This is a genomic window from Paenibacillus sp. JNUCC 35 (assembly GCF_058269095.1).
In genome coordinates, this window is the sequence record NZ_CM177771.1 from 2,429,155 (window position 1) to 2,449,280 (window position 20,126).

Sequence of the window (20,126 nt, forward strand, 5' to 3'; positions counted from 1 at the left end):
GGGAGCTTTCGTTTATAGTAGGAATCGGACAAAGCAATCCAAATTTACAAGATAGGGTTGAATCGGATGAGTAACAACAGTCTCGCCGCAGCGGAAGGAGCAGGCCGTTCTCGGAAACTTACGCTTGCCGTCATTCTCGGTTCTCTGTCGGCTTTCGGACCGCTGTCGCTGGATATGTATTTGCCGGCGCTTCCCAGACTGGCGGACGATCTGCATACGACGGCTTCGCTGGCTCAGCTGAGCCTGACCTCTTGTCTGCTTGGCCTGGCCATCGGGCAGGTGTTTGCAGGCTCCATCAGCGATATCAAAGGCCGCCGGGGGCCGCTTATGATCGGCCTCGCCATTTATACGGCCGCATCTCTGCTCTGCGCTATCGTGCCTTCCATCTGGGGGCTTATCGTGCTCCGCTTCATACAGGGGATGGCCGGATCTGCGGGCATCGTGCTGTCACGAGCGGTTGTGCGGGATATGTACAGCGGACCGGAATTGACGCGGTTCTTCTCGCTCCTCATGCTCATTAACGGAGTGGCGCCGATCCTTGCGCCCATTGCGGGCGGGCAGCTGCTCCAGTTCACCTCCTGGCAGGGCGTGTTTATCGTGCTGGCTCTGATCGGCGTGGTCATGCTGCTGGCATCCTGGAAGGGCCTTCCCGAAACGCTGCCCCCGGACAGGCGGACGAAGGGCGGCGTCAAGCAGACGGTCGCCACGTTCAAAACGCTGCTGCGCGACCGGATTTTCATGGGCTACGCGCTGTCGCAGGGCCTGGTGGCCGCGGCTATGTTCGCTTATATTTCGGGATCGCCGTTCGTGATCCAGAATATATTCGGCGCTTCGCCCCAGATGTTCAGCCTGTTCTTTGCCATCAACGGCTTGGGCATTATTCTGGCGGGTCAGATTGCCGGACGCCTGGCCGGAAGGGTGAGCGAGACGAAGCTGCTGATCAGCGGCCTGATCATTGCCGGTCTCGGAGGCGTCACGCTCCTTGCGATGATTCTTGCCGGAGCCGGACTTACGGCCATCCTGATCCCGCTGTTCTTTGTGGTGTCGAGCGTCGGGATCGTGAACACGGCGGGATTTTCCCTGGCGATGCAAAACTACGGGCATTCCGCAGGCAGCGCTTCGGCTCTGCTCGGCCTGCTGTCGTTTATTTTCGGCGGGCTTGTCGCCCCGCTGGTGGGCATCGCGGGGAGCGGCACGGCCGTTCCGATGGGAATCGTTATCGCGGCGGCGGACGTTGGCGCCATCTTCTGTTATTATTTCATGGTCAAGCGTCATGCCGCACGCGGCGGACAGCGGGCCGAATCGGCGGCGGACATACACTGACGATTTACAAACGGTTGAATACTCCTTGCTTCAAACAGTTGAAGCGGGAGATTCAGCCTTTTTTTGTGCCCAAATCAAACCTTTTTGCCACCCGCTAAAAAAAGGATGCTTTTTTATTCAAAATAGGTTACACTATAAAAGTAGGTAACTTACAAAAAAGAGGTGGCTAAGAAATCATGGATTTCAATACTGCTGTAAAAAACAGACGCTCGATCTACGCGATCAGCAAAGACGCCGTCGTCTCGGACGAAAAAATTGTAGAACTGGTAAACGAAGCTGTTCAACATACGCCTTCTTCTTTTAACTCCCAAAGCGCGCGAGTGGTCGTTCTGCTGAACGAACAGCACGACAAGTTCTGGGATCTTACAACGGAGATTCTGCGCGGCATCGTCGGTGACGGCGAGCAGTTCGAAGCAACCGCCCAGAAAATGACTCTCTTCAAAAACGGCTACGGAACGGTGCTGTTCTTCGAAGATCAAGCGGTCGTGGAAGGGCTGCAGCAGCAATTCGCGGCCTATGCCGACAACTTCCCGATCTGGTCCCACCATTCTTCCGGCATGCTTCAATTCGTCGTATGGACGAGTCTGGAAGCCGAAGGTTTCGGAGCTACCCTGCAGCACTACAACCCGCTCGTCGACGAAGCGGTGCGCACTGAATGGAACGTGCCTGCTACTTGGAAGCTCGTGGCTCAAATGCCTTTCGGCAAGCCTGCCGCAGAAGCCGGCGAAAAACAGTTCCAGCCGCTTGAAGACCGCGTGAAAGTGTTTAAATAAGCCTTTCGGCTCGGCCTTAAAGACCTTCTCTTCCGGGAGAAGGTCTTTTTTGTCTGCCTGCCGGGTTCTATTGACTTCTTCGCGGATTTATCTCGCGTGTACAAGGGCATTTGAGCTATATTGGAAGCAGATGGGACATACACACTTACCGTCAGGGAAAAACCGGCATATTCTGTCGTAACCTACATGATGTTGAAGAGGTGAGGAGAATGGCTGTATCCCAGCATCCGATCATGGGCACTTCATTAGCTTCGCTTGATGTCATCACAGCATTCATTCGCAAGGTCAATCCGTCCTTCAACCCGGAGATAGCCAGGCAATTTCTAACCGTGGGAGCCAAATACGGCGTCCGCGGCGATGCCGCCGTCGCCCAGTCCATTCATGAAACGAACTGGTTCAGGTTTGGGGGAGACGTCAAGCCCGAGCAGAACAACTTTGCCGGTATCGGAGCGACCGGGGGAGTTCCCGGCAACAGCTTCCCGACGATCAAGGACGGCGTAACGGCGCAGATTCAGCATCTTTTCGCCTATGCGTCCAAAAATCCGCTTCCGGCAGGAGAAGCGGTCGTCGATCCCCGGTTCACGCTCGTCACGCGCGGCATTGCGCCGAACTGGGAAGATCTTGCGGGCCGCTGGGCCGTTCCCGGCTATGACCGGAACAAATACGCCAGCCTGCAGGCCGCCTTGGAAGCGGGGGAAACCTACGGACACTCCATCCTGAAGCTGTACGACGGCATGACGGCGGCGGCTCAGGTTCCGGTGCCGACCGTTAAACCGCTTATCGTGATCGACGCCGGTCACGGCGGCACGGATTCCGGCGCTACGGGCAGCGGCCTGCTGGAGAAGAACTTGACGCTTACGCTGGCGCTCCAGCTCCGAGACCGGCTCGTAAACGATTACGCGGCCAATGTCAAACTGACACGGAGCACAGACGATTTCGTCGCTCTGTCCGATCGCGCAAACCTGGCAAACGGCTGGGGAGCGGCTTATTTCGTTTCCATCCATATCAACGCCGGCGGCGGGGAAGGATTCGAATCGTATGTTTATCCGGGCACTTCTAGCGGAGTGACGGGACAGAAGCGCACAATTGTGCACGATACGGTTGTGAATTATTTAAACACGCTGGGAGTCGTGGACCGGGGCAAGAAGGAAGCGGATTTCGCGGTATTGCGGGAGACCGATATGTCCGCGGTGCTGCTTGAAAATCTGTTCATTGATAACGCTACCGATGGCAGTCTGCTTGGAAATTCCGGCGTGCTTACAAATCTGGCGAACGCCATAGGAGACGGGGTGGCCACAGCGATGGGACTGAATCCGGGAATTCAGCCTGTAATACCGGTTTGGAAAACGGAAGGCGTGGATTGGCTTTACGAGAAAGGACTTCTGACCGATCCGGCGTGGAAAGACAAACTTGACGAGCCGCTTCCTTTGTGGGCGGAGGCCGTTGTTCTGAAGCGTTTGTATGATCTTCTCAGCGGAGACGGGACGCCATAACGCCGTGTGAATAGAGGCGGCGAACAGGCCGGTCCGGTAAACGGGCACGGCCTTTTTTATTGTGCGGAAGCAGTAAAGGGACCTCTCCGACCCGGGCCATCTGTCGGCAATTAAGTGGAAGGTTCCCGGACGGCCTGCCGCTTTTTGAAGCGGGACCGGAGCGCGTCGACCAGCAAATATACGACGGGAATCAGCTCCGCCAGCAGCATCATGGGCACCGCGGTCGTGCCGGCGAACCGGTCCAGGGTCTCGGAGGAATTCACCATCCAGAGGCAGAGGAAAACGACCGTAACGCCGAATGGCAGGGTGAGCGGCCGGGTATCTTTCATTTTCAGGGTCTGGGTGACGGCGATCACCGAGATATACAGGAAGAGGCTGATTTTGACGAGCAGCGTAAACAACCACATGAGGATGAGGATCGGGTCCATGTTCTGGATAAAATTGCCGAACTGAATGTACCGCGTCATTTCCAGGTTGGCGTAGGTCAGATTGGCTGCCAGGGAAGGCCCGAAAAGGAGCACCATCGGAATCAGATTCCCCAATGTCAGAATTCCGGCGGTGACGATAGCCCATACCAGCGCCTTCATCGTCCGGCCTGTTTCCTTAAACTTGGGGAAAAACAGCGCGATAAACGTCATTTCTCCGAAAAGTCCCGTAATCATAGCCGTTGCGCTAAAAATGCCGCGCCCGTCAAAGTTGGTCACCAGGGAAACGACCGAATAGGGGACGATATCTTGGCAGGAAGCAACGGCGATAAGTACAACCAGAGCCAGTGCCACGAAAAAAACACCTTGGGTTGAACGGAAAATGTTCGTTACACCCGAGTGGACAAGCCTCGTCGTGCATAGGCCGAGCAGGCTGGCCACGGCCCAGAGGGGAGTGCCCGGGAGGTAAATTTCGACGATAAAATCGGTCAATTGCCTCAGCACAAGCGCCGCCGTAAACAAATAAACGAACGCCATAAACAGGACCAACAAATAATGCAGAGGCCGTCCGATAATCTCCCGGCCATACTCCGCCATATAGCGTCCGGGTCTGCGGCAGCCTAATTTGTAAGCCAGATAAGTGAGAACTCCTCCCAGGAGACTGCCGCCAATAACGGGAATCCAGACCGAATATCCCGCATTCTGGATAAGAGGCGCCGCGAGAAAGCTGACCAGCGTAGACAGAAGATACTGGGTGAACAGCATATAAGTCTGCAAAGGCGTTATTTTGTCCATGATAGCCTCCTTCAGCGGGTTTAAGACGTCACATGCAAGGAACCGAATATGATTTCGAGCCATTCGACCAACGTTTCGCCGTTCTTCGAATGATGGAGAAGCAGCACGCAGGCGCAAAGGACGCCGGTTACGCTTAAAGAAACGGAGAAGGTCCGTTTCTTTTTTCCGCAGCGCACCAGGTATCTCCATTGAATGATCATGACAATCGCGTACGTCACCAGGACCGTAATCATTTCGAAACCTCCGTGTCCCTTTGCGGATCTCCGGTGAACGTTTTCTTGACTACTCCGATCCGCCGGATGATGGCGTCGGACGTGCACTGGATCTTGACTTTTTTGCTGAATATTTCATTCCACTCTTTACTGATCCGGTTCCATTCCTTCGGGTATTTCCATTCCAGATAGCGGTTCAGCTGAAACGCGTCGGTTCCCATCTGCCGAGTCAGCTGGATCGAGTGCTCGACATCCTCCTTGATTTTGTTTTCCACACTTTTCTCCATTTCTTTGAGCTGCTTGTGATCCTTGAAATTAATGTTGGAGTAAGAAGCGACGATATCCAGGTCCGTTTTGACATGAATGCTGTACACAAGGGTATCACCCGTCAGCTCGGGCCGGATTTGGGTCGAATTCCGTTCGACGAGCAGGCTGACGACTTTGCCGTCCGTCGGGGAAGGCACCGTAATCTCCCGTGTTTCGGGCTTGCCCTGTATCCACAAAGCTCCTGCGGCTTTTTTGCCCGGCAGTGAGCCGACCATCTTGTCCCCTTTGAATACAGCCGCTCCGTCGGGACCCATCCAATATTCCTCTTTGGATTCGTTCATAATGCCCGTTTTACCGAAAATCAGGCGGGTAGCCAGAAAATCTCCCCCCATGTAATGGGCTTTCAAGATATCTTTGAAATTGATGGTCGTCGCTATTTTGCGTCTGCCGTAGGCATAGAAAATGTCGGACGGGAAACGTTCCATGGTCAGAGGGAGCTGGATAACCTGATCGACGCTGCCGTGCGTCACGAACAAGTTCGCGTTAATGTGCACTCTCGGTTCCCGGGCTATCAGATCCAGAAGCGATCCGATTCCGTCTTCGGCGTACCGGTTTCCGATAATGACGACGCGAGTCTGTCCGAATGTAATTTTCCGCGAGAGATCGTTCTGGATTTTACGGAAGGCGTCGCTCAGGTTCGAATCGATCTTGGAAAAGTACGTAAACGGCTCACGCCCCGATTGGGAGGAACCTCCCACTTCACCGGGAATCAACCGGTTCGCCAAGGGCATGCCAAGCACAAGCTCGTATCCGTCATCGGTTTTGTCCACCATCACCATCCTCACGAATGCCCGGTCGTTCAGCTCAACGGAGGACCAGCATCCCGCAAGGAGAAGGAGGGAGAGAAGGATCCCCGCTAATCTTGCCGTCATTCGCATGCTCTTCAATCTCCTTCCTCGGCGGGATTTGCCCACTTGCGGCCGTTCGGCTTCTGCCTGTGAAGATTGCGGGAGGACGTAAACTTGGGCCGCGTGATCATGGTCCACCACGGAGCTCTCACGAAAATGTCTTTCATATCCTTCGGAACCATCGGCACCACCGGAGACAGGTAGGGGATGCCGAACGACTTCAGCTCCGTGAGGTGGATATAGATGAGGATCATGGCGCAGGCAATGCCCACCAGCCCGAATCCGCCCGCCAGGATCATGATGGGGAAGCGCAGCAGCCGGAACGAGAGCCCGAGATCGTAGTGCGGGATAATAAAAGAGGCGATGCCCGTCAGCGAGACGATAATGACCATCGCCGCCGAGGCGATGCCCGCCTGCACGGCTGCCGTTCCGATAATGAGCGCGCCGATGATGGAGACGGCCTGCCCGACCGATTTCGGGATACGCGTGGCCGCTTCCCTCAGAGCTTCGAAGAAAACTTCCATGATCAGCGCTTCGACAAACGCCGAGAAAGGGACGACCTCTCTGGATGAAGCGATCGTTATCAGCATTCTTTCCGGGATCGTTTCCGGATGAAACGTCGTAACGGCGATATAAAAGGACGGCAGCAGCAAAGAAACGAACAGGAACACGTACCGGATCCAGCGGATCCACGATCCCGCCCAGAACCGCTGGTAATAATCTTCGGGGGACTGCATCATCATGAACAAGGTTGTGGGCGCTATAATGGCAATGGGCGTACCTTCCACAATAATGGCGATTCTGCCTTCGAGAAGGGCGGCGGCGACGACATCGGGGCGTTCCGTATATTGCAGCTGGGGAAAAGGAGAGTACGGATTGTCTTCGATAAATTCCTCCAGATAGCTGGAGCCCATAACCGAATCGATCTCGATATCGGCCAGCCGCCGGGCTGCTTCATCGACCAGCGCCGGACTGCAGACGTCTTCCATGTAGACCGTAATGACCCGTGTGCGGGTCTTCGTGCCGATGATTTGTTCCACGCATTTGAAATTGTGCGTTCGGAGCCGTTTCCGGAGCATGGACAAGTTGTCCTGAATGCTCTCGACAAACGCCTCCCGAGGTCCGCGGATAACGGTTTCACTGTTCGGTTCGTCGATTTGCCTTTTGATGTAGGAGCTCAGCCCGAACGACATCATGCGGGACTCCTGATCGAGCAGAAGCACAGCGCTGCCTTCCAAAATATCCTGAAGCGCATCGGTCATCGTCAGGAGTGTTTTCTGCCGGTCGGCAGGAAGCATTTTGCGGTCGAAGAGGTTCCCTGCGAGAGTTTCTTCTCCTTGTACGAACCGGTCTCCTAGAATCACTTTCAGTACGCTCTGCTGCAGATCATTCCGGTCCACGGCCCCTTCGATGTAGACAAGGAGGCAGGGCGTATTTTCCCCCGCCGTAAAAGTGTGATAAACGACATCGGAACAATGGGCGAGCAGCGTTTTCAGCCAGCCCGTTCTTTCCGCCAGCGAAGCGCCGGCCGGTTCTTCTGCGGCGCCGGCTGCTTCTGCGGAACCGGCGTTCGAAGTACCCGGAGACGGCTGCTGCCGCGGCCGTTTGGGAGGACGGTTTGCAATTTTGGAAAAACCGCGTAGAAAGAATGCCATGGCGTATCCTCTGCCTTTACTCGTGAAGTCTTCTTAGTTTGTCTTCAAGCGTTTTCTTTATTCTGGATGCGAAGGAATGAGAAGGAACAGGGAGCAGCCAGGGAGGGGGGATCGAATAAAGGGGAAGGCCGCTGGTTATTGCGACCAGACAGCCATCAGAAGGCGGTTTACAACCGCTGAGGACAGGAAGAGGAAACCAAGGCGCGTATGACCCGTCGCAAACAGAGAGGCCGTTCCCATCCCGAAGATAGCCGCTTCCATAAGCAAGTGCCACGGCTGAGGAAGGGAATAACTTGCTTTAGGAGACATGAACAGCCCCCAAACGACAGCGGTCAATAGCGGTGCCCCGGCACCCAGCAGCGTCTTCATCATCCAGCCGTCTCCTTTCGTCACTCCCCAATAGCCGACCGCGACGAGAAGACAGCATTCCAGAATAAAACGAATTCCCAGGTTAACAGCTAAAACAGCAGCCATACAGACACTCCTCTCACGAAACTAATCTTATTAGTTTTATAATAACTAATGGCGTTAGTTTTGTAAATAGAAAGGAATTCGCTTCGTCAGAACTCCAACTTTTTATTGCACTCTGTGATCGGATCTGATAAAATTTTCCGGCTGTCTTTAAAAAATCGGAAATAACCGCCTAAAGTGGGGAGAACAGGAGAACGGAATGAAAGTATTACTGATCGGACCCGGCGGTTCGGGAAAATCCACTTTCGCCCGGGAACTCGGCGAGAAGCTGGAGCTGCCTCTTTATCATCTGGACGCGTACTATTGGAAACCCGGATGGGTGCCGACCCCGAATGAAGAATGGGACGAATTCATCGGCAAGCTGATCCGGGAGCCCGCTTGGATTATGGACGGAAATTACGGAAGGACGCTGGATAGGCGTCTGAAGGCTGCGGATGTCGTCATTTTTTTCGATCTGCCTTCCTGGCTGGTCGTCTACCGGGTGTTTAAACGCCGGATTATGTACCACAACCGGACGCGGCCGGATCTTAATGAAGGCTGTCCGGAACAGCTCGATTGGGATTTCGTCAAATGGGTGTGGAACTTCCGGAGGCACAAAAGACCGCAGCTCCTGGAACAGCTGGAGAACTGCGGAGACCATGTCCGTGTCTTCATCGTGAAGAACGGAAAGGACAAGGAAAACATTCTGGAAGAGCTGCTTTCCTTTCGTTCTTTTGTCTGACTCCCATTATTTTTCGCGGGGAATTATGGAGCTCTACGGCCGTTTTCGTGCGGATTTTGTTTGAGATTTTTCTGTTTGAGGTACTTATGGTATATCTACCGAAGGAAGGTGAGTCCCATGACGGAACCGAAAAAAACGAGCCATGAATTGGAACGCCAGACTCAGCAAAAGGGCAACCGCGACCATCCGGAGCAGTATCCGACCGAGAATGAAAGCTTGTTCGATCTTCACGAAAGCGAAAAAAACGTCGATCCGATTCCGATGGAAGATTTAAATATGGAGCAGAAAGAAGAAAAGGACAAAAGCGCCACGAAGTCCGATTCTTCCAGCCCGGACAACTATCATTCGGGCTTCTAAAGACGGATTCCGGATGATTCCGGCAATCCGGACCTTACAAGAAAGCCGGTGTCCGCTTAACGAAGCGGACACCGGCTTTTTCGGCGCCTGAGACCGGCTGAGGGGGGGGGGGCGGGAACGTGCGGAAAATCCGATGAATCATCTCATCACGGGCGTTCCGGATTTTGCTGAAGACCCCACCCATACCCGTCCGCTTCGCACCGCGCCCAGTTTCCTGGCGCATGTGGTTAGGCGCAGGCATGAAGGTGGTCAACCGCATCGGCCGGGGGGCGCTGCCGGCCAATCAAGCGGATGTTACGCCAGCCGGTTTTGCCGCGCGCAGCCGTTTGGCGCATAGGGTCTGTCAGCTCCGGTCCATGAGCTGCATCAGCTTCATTTCCGTCGACGATTCCTGCGCGGGAGTATAAATGCTGCAGCGCAGATCCGTGCTGCCGTGCACCTGCAGGGACGTCAGGTCGAACAGCATTTTCCCCGCTTTGGCATGCCGGAACTCGATCAGAACTTCCGGTGCGGAGCTCACCTTGCTTTGTTCCCACAGCCGGTTGAATTCGGGATAGGTGAGCTTCATTTCGGCCAGAAACCCGTTGTACCACTCGTCTTCGAAATACTGGCCGTAATAGGCGCGGAAAATAGCCAGAAAGCCGCTGACGAAATCTTCCCAGTTTACCGCAAGACGGCGGAATTCTTTGCGCGCAAACAGGAGGGAGATCATGTTGCGCTGTTCGGGCGGAATCTTCTCGAAATCGAGGAAAACGCGCGTGGCCGCCTCGTTCCAGCCGACAATCGTACACCTGCGGTCGGAGATGATGGTCGGGCAGTTTTTCAGCTCTTGCAAAATTTTCTGCAGGGAGGGGGAAATTTGCGGCAGCTCCTCCTGGAGCAGGCGAATGCCCGAGCTGGCTTCCAGCGCCAGGGAAGTGAGGTATTTTCGCTCATCTACCGTCAGCTGCAGCGCGGAAGCGATATTTTCCAGCACGGAGGCCGACACTTTAATATCCCGCCCCTGCTCCAGCCACGTATACCAGGTCGTGCTGACCCCCGCGAGCTGGGCCACTTCCTCTCTGCGAAGCCCCGGAGTTCTTCGCCTGGTTCCGGCGGGGAGCCCCATGTTTTGCGGGAGCAGCTTGGCCCGCTGGCTTTTCAGAAAAGCCGACAGAGCCTCCAATCTTTCGTCCTTGTTCATCCGCTCATCTCCTCGAATTCTTATCGTAGTAGTAATTATACTAGAATAAACTACAACTTGTAATAGGATACATCGAGTGACAAGATGAGGATAAGGACTAGCTTTTATAGAGGAGGACGTAGGATGGAAAGAGTCGTTATTACAGGAATGGGTATTATTTCGCCGCTCGGCAACGGGGTGGCCCCGTTTTGGGAACGTCTGGTGCAGGGGCAGTCGGGGATCTCCCGGATCGACACCTTCGATACGACCCGCTACAAATCGAAAATTGCCGGACTTGTGCGGGATTTTGACGGAGAAGCGTTATTCGGACGCAAGGAAGCGAGAAAAATGGACCGCTTCTGCCAGTTCGCTCTGGCCGCCGCCGATCAGGCCCTGCTGGATGCGGAGCTGAATCTGGACATGACGGACCGCGAACGCGTCGGGGTGTACGTGGGCTCCGGCATCGGCGGAATCGGCACCCTGCTGGAGCAGAACCGGGTGCTGCTGGAACGCGGGCCGGAGCGGGTCAGCCCCACGCTTGTGCCGATGATGATCTCGAACATGGCGGCGGCCATGATCTCGATCCGGCATCAGACGCTCGGGCCGACGATGTCGCCGGTTACGGCCTGCTCCATCGGCAACACCGCCATCGGCGAAGCGTTCCGCACGATCCGGACAGGCGATGCGGATGTCATTATCGCCGGGGGCTCGGAAGCGGCCGCCAGCGAAATTTCGCTGGCGAGCTTCGGCAACGCCACGGCACTCTCCACGCGCAACGAGGAGCCCGCGAAAGCGAGCCGCCCGTTCGATGCGGGAAGAGACGGCTTCGTGATGGCCGAAGGGGCCGGCATCCTGATTCTGGAGTCGCTGAGCCATGCGCGGCGCCGGAATGCCCGCATCTACGCCGAAGTGACCGGTTACGGCGCAAGCTCGGACGCCTACCACATGGTGGCGACTCATCCCGAGGGGAGAGGGGCGCAGCAGGCCATGAAATCGGCCCTCGCGAGCGCGGGAATTGCCCCTAGCGAGGTGGATGTCATCAGCGCGCATGCGACGAGTACGGGGGTAGGGGACAAGTCCGAAACGATCGCGATCAAAAATCTCTTCGGAGAAGACGCCTACCGCATACCCGTGACGGCCAACAAGTCGATGACAGGGCATATGTTCGGAGCCGCCGGCGGGGCGGAAGCGATCGCGCTCGTCAAAACTTTGCAGGAAGGCATCATTCCTCCGACGATTAATCTGGAGCAAAGGGACCCCGACTGCGATCTGGATTATGTTCCCGGCACGGCGAGAAAAGCGGAGCTCGAAATCGGTCTCTCGAACTCGTTCGGATTCGGCGGGCACAATGCGGTCATCGTGCTGCGTAAATACAGGGAGTAGCCGGACCGCGGTCATGTTCGTGTGCTGCCTGTGAAGTCATTTCAGAATAACCCGCAGTTTCCGAGGATTTCTTCGGTACCCAGCAGAGTCGCTTCACCGATGGTCACATCGTTCGCCCCGAGAAAAGCCTGGACGGCGGTATAGCCGACCGAATACCCCGCAAAAGGGGACACGCCCGCAGGAGCATACCCCTGCTCTCTTGCGTACAAGTCTCCGAACATGTAGCTGCTGACTTCGGCAAACCCTTTGAGGGCCAGGACGTCTTTGAACACATGGAGCGAGTATTCGAAGTCGTCCGGCTCCATGGAGGTGACCCAGGGGCCAAGCAGCTCCTCGCCGAACAACTCGCGGGCAAACGACTCGGCAAGGCCTTCGATGACGAGATAATCGCCCAGCGTCACATTTCCGTGATCCCAGCCGAAATAGGAAAACCGCAGATTATGATGGAATTCGTGGGCGATGACGGCGGGAAGCCGGGGTAAATTCTCTTCCGTCGGATGAAGCATGACCTGGATGTACCCCGGAATGCCTCCGAACCCGCATGTTCCTCCTTGAAGCTCAAGCTTGAGGGGATCGGCGAGATACAGGCCGAACCGGAGCTCGTCCGCGCGGACCCGCAGCTCCGCCTGCTCGGCAAAGCTCATGCAGCGCCGCAGGGCGGACAAGGCTGTCTCCTCCGCCTTCGCCTGCCGGAGTTTCTCCAGCGCCGTGAGGCCGGTCTCCGTCTCTCGGACGGAGAGATAGCCGAGCATCCCCGAAGCGGTCAGGACGTCATAGCCTCCGGGCTGCCCTGCTTTAAGCGGAACCCCGATGAGGTTCCACATCGTTTCGAAAGGTTTCATCATCGTATAACGGAAATAATTTTCCCGTTTGTCCTCAGGCAGGTCATACAGGCTGGCATAGTGGTTCAATGTCGGTTCTATGGCAAGTTTCATATGAGATAGCCACCTCCTGCCGTCAGTCTAAAGGATCACGTAACGTGAGGGTCAAGGGGGAAACGGAAAGAGATCCGGCGTTTAGAGACAGCTCCTGTGAGCTGTCTTTTATTTGTCATATAAAAAGATAAAATCTTACATAGTCTTACATAAAAGGAAAAGGAATAAGATGGAAGTCTGTCGAATACATGGCTAAGGAACAACAGACGTGAGGGCTGGAGGGGATTATGCGGTAAGAAAACAATGACGAGATAAATAGTTGTAACAGCCAACGATAAACCATATACTGGAAGAGGTTGATTTTTCTTCGGGAGCGAGTCATATGAAGAAAGGAACTTATTTTGTACTCAGCTGTCTGTTATCGCTGCTTTCCTGCTTCACGGAATATAAAAAGTTCGAGCACTTCGTTTTTTACGGGGATGTGGGTGCATCCGAAGCGGATAATTTGATAGGCGCATTGATTGCCATGATTGTGTATCCTCTGTTTGTTGCTGTGATTTACGGGATTTTGCATCTCTTACTTTTTGCACTTTCTCTGGTGAAATACAGGGATGTTCCGGTTGAGCCGGGAGCTATTTTGTTTCGGAAAGATTCATGGCTCTTAAACGGAGTCCGCTTTTTCGGATGGATTTTACTGCTTTACATGAACACGCATCCTCAAGGATTCGGTTTGTACACCTGGTGGATGTATCTGGTTTCAAATCTCGTCGGATTGAATTTATTGGTGTGGATCGTGGGAATCATCCGGGAAAGACGCACAGACAGGCATCTGCGCTCACTATAATAAGGAGAAGAAAATGAAGAAATATATTCAGCATCAAGCACCGGTACTGCCCGTTAAAAATGTACTGAAGGCGCTTGAATTTTACCGCGACGTACTAAAGTTTGACCTGGCTTGGGTTCTGGAAGATACATACGGATCGGTCTACAATGGGAATATCGAGGTTCATTTTACGAAATCGGACAAGGTCGAAGTTCAGACGCTTTATTTTTTTGTCCGAAACGCGGATCAAGTCTATCAATTTTTGAAAACGCAGAAGGTGGATTTCATAGAAGATATCCAGTCCAAGTCTTGGGGAATGAGAGAGTTCGTGATCCGCGATTTGGACGGGCATCGGCTCCGTATCGGGCACGGGGAGCGCAACAAACACGAGATTGAAGTGCTGTCGAGAGAAATCGGCTGAAAGTTGATAGACCGCAAGGCCGGAAGACGCAAGTACGCAAGCGGAAAGATTCAAGACCGATTTAATGAAACGAGGTTGAACAAAAATGATGGACACGATCGGGTTCGTTTCCTGGGCCAGCATCGTTTACTTGCTTGTTATACTCGGATTCATCGCTATTTTTATTACCAGCTTATCGATGTTTATCCGGACCAGAGTCAACCGCAGACTGTTTACGCTGACCAAGCTGCAAAGAATCGAGGAGAAACTGGACCGTTTGCTGGACATGCAGCCGCAGAACGTGCGGAAGAATCAGGATCGGGAGCGTTTAGTTAATGAACCTGAGGATGAGCGGCGTTACTGAATCGGATATCGAATCATAAGGCCGTCTTCTCCTTGTGGGAGGGCGGTTTTTTTGATGGATCCGTTGACAGATCCGGGAAATCTGTGTACGATACGTTTTATCGTAATAGTTACGAATAATCAATTATTTTCCAATTCCTATTTTATAAAAGGAGACCATGATGACAACTTGGAATCTGAACGGCATGAAACATCATCTTTTCTTTTGCAACGGGGGCAGCTGTACCAAAAAAGGAGCGGAAGACGTCGTCGAAGCGATGCGCGATGAGATCAAGCTGCAGGAAGCGGATGGCCGGATCCATACGACCCGAACCCGCTGTCAGGGCAGATGCGAGGATGCCTGCGTCATTACCGTGTACCCGGAGGGGGTATGGTACAAAGAGGTGACCCCTGAAATCGGGAGGCGCATTGTCCGTGAGCATCTGATCGGCGGAAGCCCAGTGGAAGCACACATCAGCTATACCTATGAAGACGAACTCGCGGCCAGACCGGATACGAAAGAAGGCCAGAGCAAGACGAAGCGGAAAGAAGCGCGGACGAAGTAAGCGGAAGGAACAGCAGCGATTTAAAGCAGCATCAAGCGCAGGCAGGTGGACACGGTTCTTAATAGGGAATCGTCCGGCATGGCAAGAAATTCGCCGGGCTGTCCTCAGACAGGTCGTCACCGCTGACGCCCTCATCGCTCTCCTTCGCGTTATGGAATACCTGAAGACCGGTTCTGCACAGCAGAGTCCGGTTTTTTCGGTTTTTTTGACGGGTGGGATTGCAGGGGATTGCGCGCCGGAAGGAGAAGTAGTCTGCAGGTTAAAAAAGCAGCGGATGAGTTTCTGCATGACCACCGCACCGGCTTCAGATTCATCCGCAAAGGAACGGAGCGTTACGATGTACCTGCACGAAGTGATCAAACTGAACGAGAACATTCGGAATCCGCACGAGTACCCGTTTCATATTCCGGCGATCGACAAGCTCGACCGGCTGAAATTCCATAAAAACGTCACGTTTTTCGTCGGCGAGAACGGCTCCGGCAAATCGACTCTGATGGAAGCGATCGCTTACCAATGCGGGTTCAATACGGCGGGAGGCAGCCGGAACAATCTGTACGAGCTGGATTCGTCGGAAGCAAAGCTGGGCGATTATTTGCGCCTCTCCTGGATGCCGAAGATGAATCAGGGCTTTTTTCTGCGGGCGGAGTCGTTCTATAATTTCGCCAGTCATATCGACGAGCTGGCACGGGAAGACCGCAGGGCTTATGACAGCTACGGCGGCAGGTCGCTTCATGAGCAGTCCCACGGCGAATCCTTTCTGTCCCTGTTCAAGAATCGCTTCGGAAGAAGAGGCATCTATCTGCTCGATGAGCCGGAAGCCGCGTTATCTCCGGCTCGCCAGCTCGCTTTTCTGAGCATGATTCATGAACTGGCCCGGACGTCGCAGCTTATAATCGCCACTCATTCGCCTATTTTGCTGGGCTATCCCCATGCGGACATCTACAATTTCAACGAATCGCCGGTCCGCCTCACTTCGTATGAGGAAACCGACCATTACCGGATTACCCGCCGTTTTCTGGAAAATCGTTCTTTTTATCTCCAGGAACTGCTGGATTGATCGGCGAGTTCAAACCTCAAAAAGCAATCCCGTCCGAAAGGAAGGATTGCTTTTTAAGGTTATGCGATTGCAGCTGCGAGCCATGGGGAAAGCTACAATAAAATCCAATGCTTGCCTGCATCGGACGTCTTAAGCAGCTTCGATTTCTTGCCGTCTTCCGAGCCGAGCAGCAGCCAGCCCGTCTGCGGGGTGGCGAATCCGAGCCGGATCACGTTCGGGTTATTTTTGAGCGTATCCGTCAGAACCGGATCGGATGAAACCGGGTTCCAGGTTGTGCCGCCATCCGAAGTGGCATGGAGAACCTTATCCTTGAATCCCCAGCCGTGCAGGCTGTCCGCGAAAGTGAGCACGTTTTGCATGCCGGTTTGCTTAAAGGACCACGTTTGCCCGCCGTCCTTCGTCACGTAAGCGTCGCGGCTTTCCGTATTGCCGCTCACCGTCCGTACGGGAATCCAGCCTTTGTCCGGGTCATCCTTGAAAAATACGGGAGCCCCGTCCAGTGTGACCGAAGAATCATTCAACTCCTGCGGGATTTTCATCGGAACGACATTCCATGTCTTGCCGCCGTCCCGCGTGCGGTACAGGACCGGTTTTTCTTCATGGCCCGCGAGGGCAATCCAGCCGCTGGCGGCGTCCTTGAAAGTCATGCCGGATGCATGACCCGACAGGGGCAGCGCTCCGGGCACGGGCTTATCCAGGGAAACGCTCGTCAGCGGTTTCCAGTCCTTGCCGCCGTTGTCCGTGGCGTACAGCGTTTTCTCCGACTTGCCCATCGCGGCATCGGAAGAAGTGAGCATCCAGCCGTGCAGGGGATCGGCAAAGGAGAGACCGGCGGCATAAGTCGGCTTATCCAGCGTACCTTTGGTCCAGCTTTGCCCGCCGTCCGCTGTAAAAGCGGTCACGGTTTTCCGGCCGTCATCCGCTGCGGCCGTCCATCCGTGCTGCGCGTCGAGGAAGTAGAGGGAGCCGCCCGCCAAAGGCGCTCCGCTTTTGAACGTGTCGTCCCAGGGACTCAGGAGGGTCCAATTCCGTCCGCCGTCATCGGTGCGGTATAAGCGCAGGGAGCCGTTCGTCTCTCCCCAGGCGAAACCCGCCGCATCCGAGATCAACTGAAAATCGGTCAACCGGGTCTGGATCTGATCCGGCTTAACCGAAGGCACAGGCGCTCCGCTTGCCGGAGCAGCCGTTCCGGAAGCGGGACCCGGGCTTGCGGCGGCCGATGCCGCTGCACTGCCGCTGCCGGTCGAGTCCCCCGCTACTCCAGGGCCGATAGAGCTGCAGGCGGTAAGGGATACTGCCGTGAGAACCGCAAGGAAGGCGGTTTTTTTGACGGGAAGGTTCGTCGTGTTCATAGCGATCACTCCGTTTCGATACATGCTGTTCCAACATGCCGTAGTCTGGTTCGTCTTTCGTCTTCTCTTCATTATTACCCTTTCGCGTGGCTTAAGGAGCACATTTCGAAGGATTGTTACTTTTTTGAAATAAATTGAGAAGGCCTCTTGCTAAATATAGGGTAGGGGGGTATACTATAATTAACCGAATGAAGAAGAGAGACTTTTCTCATCTTATAAAACGAAGATTTTCAGAGGCGGAAAGAGGTGTTTCGAATGGCAGCAAACGTGAAAGCGGCCGGAGAAGAGGCGACGAAACAGGCGAATTTTCAAATAGCGGGGATGACCTGCGCGGCTTGTGCCAACCGGATCGAGAAAGGGCTGAATAAAGTCGACGGTGTGCAAACGGCTAATGTGAATTTCGCTCTGGAACGCGCGACCGTCACCTACGATCCTTCCCGGGTGAATACGGCTCAATTGGAAGAGAAAATCGGCAAGCTGGGCTACAGCACCGTGAAGGACTCCGTGGATTTTCAGCTGGAGGGAATGACGTGCGCAGCGTGCGCCAACCGGATTGAGAAAGGGCTTGCCAAAATGCCGGGCGTCACATCCGCAACCGTCAACTTCGCGCTTGAAACCGCGCATGTCGAGTACCAGGCGGGCGAGGTTATGCCTGCCGATATGCAGCAGAAAGTGGAGAAGCTGGGCTACAAGGCTCTCCTCAAGCAGGAACAGGGAGACCCTGCGGTACACCGGCAGGAGGAGCTTAAGCGGCACAAGCGCAAGCTGATTCTCTCGGCGATTCTGTCCCTGCCGCTGCTCTGGTCGATGGTCAGCCACTTTTCCTTTATGTCGTGGGTCTGGCTGCCTGACTTGTTTATGAACCCGTGGTTCCAGCTTGCGCTGGCCACCCCGGTGCAGTTTTATATCGGACGCCAGTTCTATACGGGCGCTTACAAGGCCCTGCGTAACAAAAGCGCCAACATGGACGTGCTTGTGTCGCTCGGAACTTCCGCGGCTTATTTCTACAGCCTCTATCTGACCGTAGAGTGGGCGCGGCACGGCGGCAGCGTTCACCACGGGCCGGAGATGTATTACGAAACGAGTGCCGTCCTGATCACGCTCGTTCTGCTCGGCAAATTATTCGAGTCGCTGGCCAAAGGCCGCACCTCGGAAGCGATCAAATCGCTGATGGGGCTGCAGGCCAAAACGGCGCTAGTCATCCGGGACGGGAAAGAAGCGGCGGTGCCGGTCGAAGAAGTGATCGCGGGCGATATCGTCCTGGTCAAACCCGGCGAGAAAATACCGGTGGACGGAGAAGTGCTGGAAGGCAGCTCTTCGGTGGATGAATCGATGCTGACCGGCGAGAGCCTGCCCGTCGGCAAAAAGGCCGGAGATCCGGTCATCGGGGCGACGCTCAACAAAAACGGCAGTCTGAGAATCCGGGCGACCAAAGTCGGCAAGGATACCGCTTTGGCCCAAATTATTAAAGTGGTCGAGGAAGCCCAAGGCTCCAAAGCGCCGATCCAGCGCGTGGCGGACGTCATATCCGGCATTTTCGTACCGATTGTCGTCGGTATTGCGCTCGCGGCGTTTGTGATCTGGTATTTCTGGGTAACGCCGGGCGATTTTGCGGGAGCGCTGGAAAAAGCGATCGCCATACTCGTCATTGCCTGCCCATGCGCGCTCGGATTGGCGACACCGACGTCGATTATGGCGGGTTCCGGACGGGCGGCGGAGCTGGGGATTCTTTTCAAAGGCGGAGAGCACTTGGAATCCACGCACAGAATCGACGCGATTATTCTGGACAAAACGGGAACCGTCACAAAAGGCAAACCCGAGCTTACGGATGTGTTGACCGCTTCGATGGATGAGAAACGGTTCCTGGAGCTTCTGGGCGCCGCGGAGAAAAATTCGGAGCATCCTCTGGCGGAAGCGATCGTCAGCGGGATTGCGGCACGAGGCGTCTCTGTTCCGGCTTCGTCCGAATTTGAAGCCATTCCCGGCTTCGGAATTCGTGCGGTCGTGGACGGACAGGAAGTTCTGGCGGGAACGCGCAAGCTGATGAGCCGCTATGAGGTGGATGCGGGGCATGCGGGCGAAACGATGGCGCGGCTGGAGCAGGAAGGCAAAACGGCCATGCTCGTTGCGGTCAACCGCAGCTATGCGGGGCTCGTTGCGGTCGCCGATACCGTCAAGGAAACGTCGAAAGAGGCCGTTGCCCGTCTGAAGGGAATGGGCATCGAAGTCATCATGATTACCGGCGACAACGAGCGCACCGCTCAGGCAATCGCCCGCCAGGTCGGAATCGACCAGGTAAGGGCGGAGGTGCTTCCCGAAGGCAAAGCCGAGGAAGTGAAGAAGCTTCAAGCCCAGGGCAAGAAGGTGGCGATGGTCGGCGACGGCATCAACGATGCTCCGGCGCTGGCGCAGGCGGATATCGGCATGGCGATCGGCACCGGTACGGATGTCGCCATGGAGGCGGCGGACGTCACCCTGATGCGCGGCGATCTCAACTCGATTCCGGATGCGATCTATATGAGCCGCAGAACGATGGGCAACATCCGTCAGAACCTGTTCTGGGCGCTCGGATACAACACGCTCGGCATTCCGGTCGCCGCACTGGGTCTGCTTGCCCCGTGGATCGCCGGAGCCGCCATGGCGCTCAGCTCGGTGTCCGTCGTGCTGAATGCGCTGAGGCTGCAGCGGGTTAAGTTGTAAGTCGCGCGGCCCCCGGGTCCGGACGAAAGTACAGCTCACGTAGAGCATTGTCCGCCCATCCGCGGG

Annotated in this window: 20 protein-coding genes; 12 read left to right on the top strand and 8 right to left on the bottom strand. The window is 55.2% G+C overall.

Translation table 11 applies throughout. The features are described from left to right. Positions 1-66 precede the first annotated feature (66 nt). The 3 genes from AC2TF6_RS11230 to AC2TF6_RS11240 all read left to right on the top strand — a co-directional run bounded on the left by AC2TF6_RS11230 (position 67) and on the right by AC2TF6_RS11240 (position 3,589). Positions 67-1,323, top strand: a complete 1,257-nt coding sequence (locus tag AC2TF6_RS11230; RefSeq protein WP_491311051.1) for a multidrug effflux MFS transporter — start codon at positions 67-69, stop codon at positions 1,321-1,323. A 176-nt stretch (positions 1,324-1,499) separates the two neighbouring features. Beyond that, the gene (locus tag AC2TF6_RS11235) at positions 1,500-2,096 is read left to right on the top strand and encodes a nitroreductase family protein (RefSeq protein ID WP_491311052.1); all 597 of its coding nucleotides are present in this window, start codon (positions 1,500-1,502) and stop codon (positions 2,094-2,096) included. A 209-nt stretch (positions 2,097-2,305) separates the two neighbouring features. Then, positions 2,306-3,589, top strand: coding sequence for an N-acetylmuramoyl-L-alanine amidase (locus AC2TF6_RS11240; RefSeq protein WP_491311053.1), 1,284 nt, complete (start codon positions 2,306-2,308; stop codon positions 3,587-3,589). A gap of 110 nt (positions 3,590-3,699) precedes the next feature. Here the strand turns inward: AC2TF6_RS11240 and AC2TF6_RS11245 are convergent, their stop codons facing one another. The 5 genes from AC2TF6_RS11245 to AC2TF6_RS11265 form a co-directional block, all read right to left on the bottom strand. Next, positions 3,700-4,809, bottom strand: a complete 1,110-nt coding sequence (locus AC2TF6_RS11245; RefSeq protein WP_491311054.1) for a GerAB/ArcD/ProY family transporter — start codon at positions 4,807-4,809, stop codon at positions 3,700-3,702. Between the two features lie 20 nt (positions 4,810-4,829). Further along, on the bottom strand, positions 4,830-5,042 hold the full coding sequence (locus AC2TF6_RS11250) for a hypothetical protein (protein ID WP_369996747.1): 213 nt from the start codon (positions 5,040-5,042) through the stop codon (positions 4,830-4,832). Further along, the gene (locus AC2TF6_RS11255; protein WP_491311055.1) at positions 5,039-6,226 is read right to left on the bottom strand and encodes a Ger(x)C family spore germination protein; all 1,188 of its coding nucleotides are present in this window, start codon (positions 6,224-6,226) and stop codon (positions 5,039-5,041) included. The genes AC2TF6_RS11250 and AC2TF6_RS11255 overlap by 4 nt, the downstream gene beginning before the upstream one ends. Before the next feature lie 5 nt (positions 6,227-6,231). After that, a complete protein-coding gene (locus tag AC2TF6_RS11260; protein ID WP_491311056.1) occupies positions 6,232-7,851 on the bottom strand; it encodes a spore germination protein in 1,620 nt (539 codons plus the stop codon). Positions 7,852-7,986: 135 nt separating this feature from the next. Then, a complete protein-coding gene (locus AC2TF6_RS11265) occupies positions 7,987-8,325 on the bottom strand; it encodes a YrdB family protein (protein WP_491311057.1) in 339 nt (112 codons plus the stop codon). Positions 8,326-8,521: 196 nt separating this feature from the next. On the opposite strand from AC2TF6_RS11265, the gene AC2TF6_RS11270 reads away from it, so the two are divergent. Together AC2TF6_RS11270 and AC2TF6_RS11275 are read left to right on the top strand one after the other, a co-directional pair. Continuing rightward, positions 8,522-9,043, top strand: a complete 522-nt coding sequence (locus AC2TF6_RS11270; RefSeq protein ID WP_491311058.1) for a DNA topology modulation protein — start codon at positions 8,522-8,524, stop codon at positions 9,041-9,043. 117 nt (positions 9,044-9,160) lie between these two features. Beyond that, a complete protein-coding gene (locus AC2TF6_RS11275) occupies positions 9,161-9,400 on the top strand; it encodes a YczO family protein (protein WP_491311059.1) in 240 nt (79 codons plus the stop codon). 343 nt (positions 9,401-9,743) lie between these two features. Here the strand turns inward: AC2TF6_RS11275 and AC2TF6_RS11280 are convergent, their stop codons facing one another. Beyond that, the gene (locus AC2TF6_RS11280; RefSeq protein ID WP_491311060.1) at positions 9,744-10,583 is read right to left on the bottom strand and encodes a helix-turn-helix transcriptional regulator; all 840 of its coding nucleotides are present in this window, start codon (positions 10,581-10,583) and stop codon (positions 9,744-9,746) included. A 123-nt stretch (positions 10,584-10,706) separates the two neighbouring features. On the opposite strand from AC2TF6_RS11280, the gene fabF reads away from it, so the two are divergent. Next, complete coding sequence (gene fabF / locus AC2TF6_RS11285; RefSeq protein WP_491311061.1) at positions 10,707-11,945, top strand: beta-ketoacyl-ACP synthase II; 1,239 nt, start codon at positions 10,707-10,709, stop codon at positions 11,943-11,945. Positions 11,946-11,986: 41 nt separating this feature from the next. Here the strand turns inward: fabF and AC2TF6_RS11290 are convergent, their stop codons facing one another. Then, entirely contained in the window at positions 11,987-12,880 is an 894-nt protein-coding gene (locus AC2TF6_RS11290) for a DUF2268 domain-containing putative Zn-dependent protease (RefSeq protein ID WP_491311062.1), read from the bottom strand. 322 nt (positions 12,881-13,202) lie between these two features. Here AC2TF6_RS11290 and AC2TF6_RS11295 point away from each other — a divergent pair, with 322 nt between their 5' ends. The 5 genes from AC2TF6_RS11295 (at position 13,203) to AC2TF6_RS11315 (ending at position 16,008) form a co-directional block, all read left to right on the top strand. Next, entirely contained in the window at positions 13,203-13,664 is a 462-nt protein-coding gene (locus AC2TF6_RS11295; RefSeq protein ID WP_491311063.1) for a hypothetical protein, read from the top strand. A gap of 13 nt (positions 13,665-13,677) precedes the next feature. Then, the gene (locus AC2TF6_RS11300; RefSeq protein WP_491311064.1) at positions 13,678-14,064 is read left to right on the top strand and encodes a VOC family protein; all 387 of its coding nucleotides are present in this window, start codon (positions 13,678-13,680) and stop codon (positions 14,062-14,064) included. Positions 14,065-14,149: 85 nt separating this feature from the next. Further along, a complete protein-coding gene (locus AC2TF6_RS11305) occupies positions 14,150-14,407 on the top strand; it encodes a DUF4083 family protein (RefSeq protein WP_491311065.1) in 258 nt (85 codons plus the stop codon). Between the two features lie 160 nt (positions 14,408-14,567). Further along, complete coding sequence (locus AC2TF6_RS11310) at positions 14,568-14,951, top strand: (2Fe-2S) ferredoxin domain-containing protein (protein ID WP_491311066.1); 384 nt, start codon at positions 14,568-14,570, stop codon at positions 14,949-14,951. Between the two features lie 337 nt (positions 14,952-15,288). Further along, a complete protein-coding gene (locus tag AC2TF6_RS11315) occupies positions 15,289-16,008 on the top strand; it encodes an AAA family ATPase (RefSeq protein ID WP_491311627.1) in 720 nt (239 codons plus the stop codon). 92 nt (positions 16,009-16,100) lie between these two features. On the opposite strand, the gene AC2TF6_RS11320 is transcribed toward AC2TF6_RS11315, so the two are convergent. Continuing rightward, positions 16,101-17,360, bottom strand: coding sequence for a WD40/YVTN/BNR-like repeat-containing protein (locus tag AC2TF6_RS11320; protein WP_491311067.1), 1,260 nt, complete (start codon positions 17,358-17,360; stop codon positions 16,101-16,103). Between the two features lie 255 nt (positions 17,361-17,615). Between AC2TF6_RS11320 and AC2TF6_RS11325 the strand changes: the two genes are divergently transcribed. Continuing rightward, on the top strand, positions 17,616-20,060 hold the full coding sequence (locus tag AC2TF6_RS11325) for a heavy metal translocating P-type ATPase (protein ID WP_491311068.1): 2,445 nt from the start codon (positions 17,616-17,618) through the stop codon (positions 20,058-20,060). Positions 20,061-20,126 lie beyond the last annotated feature (66 nt).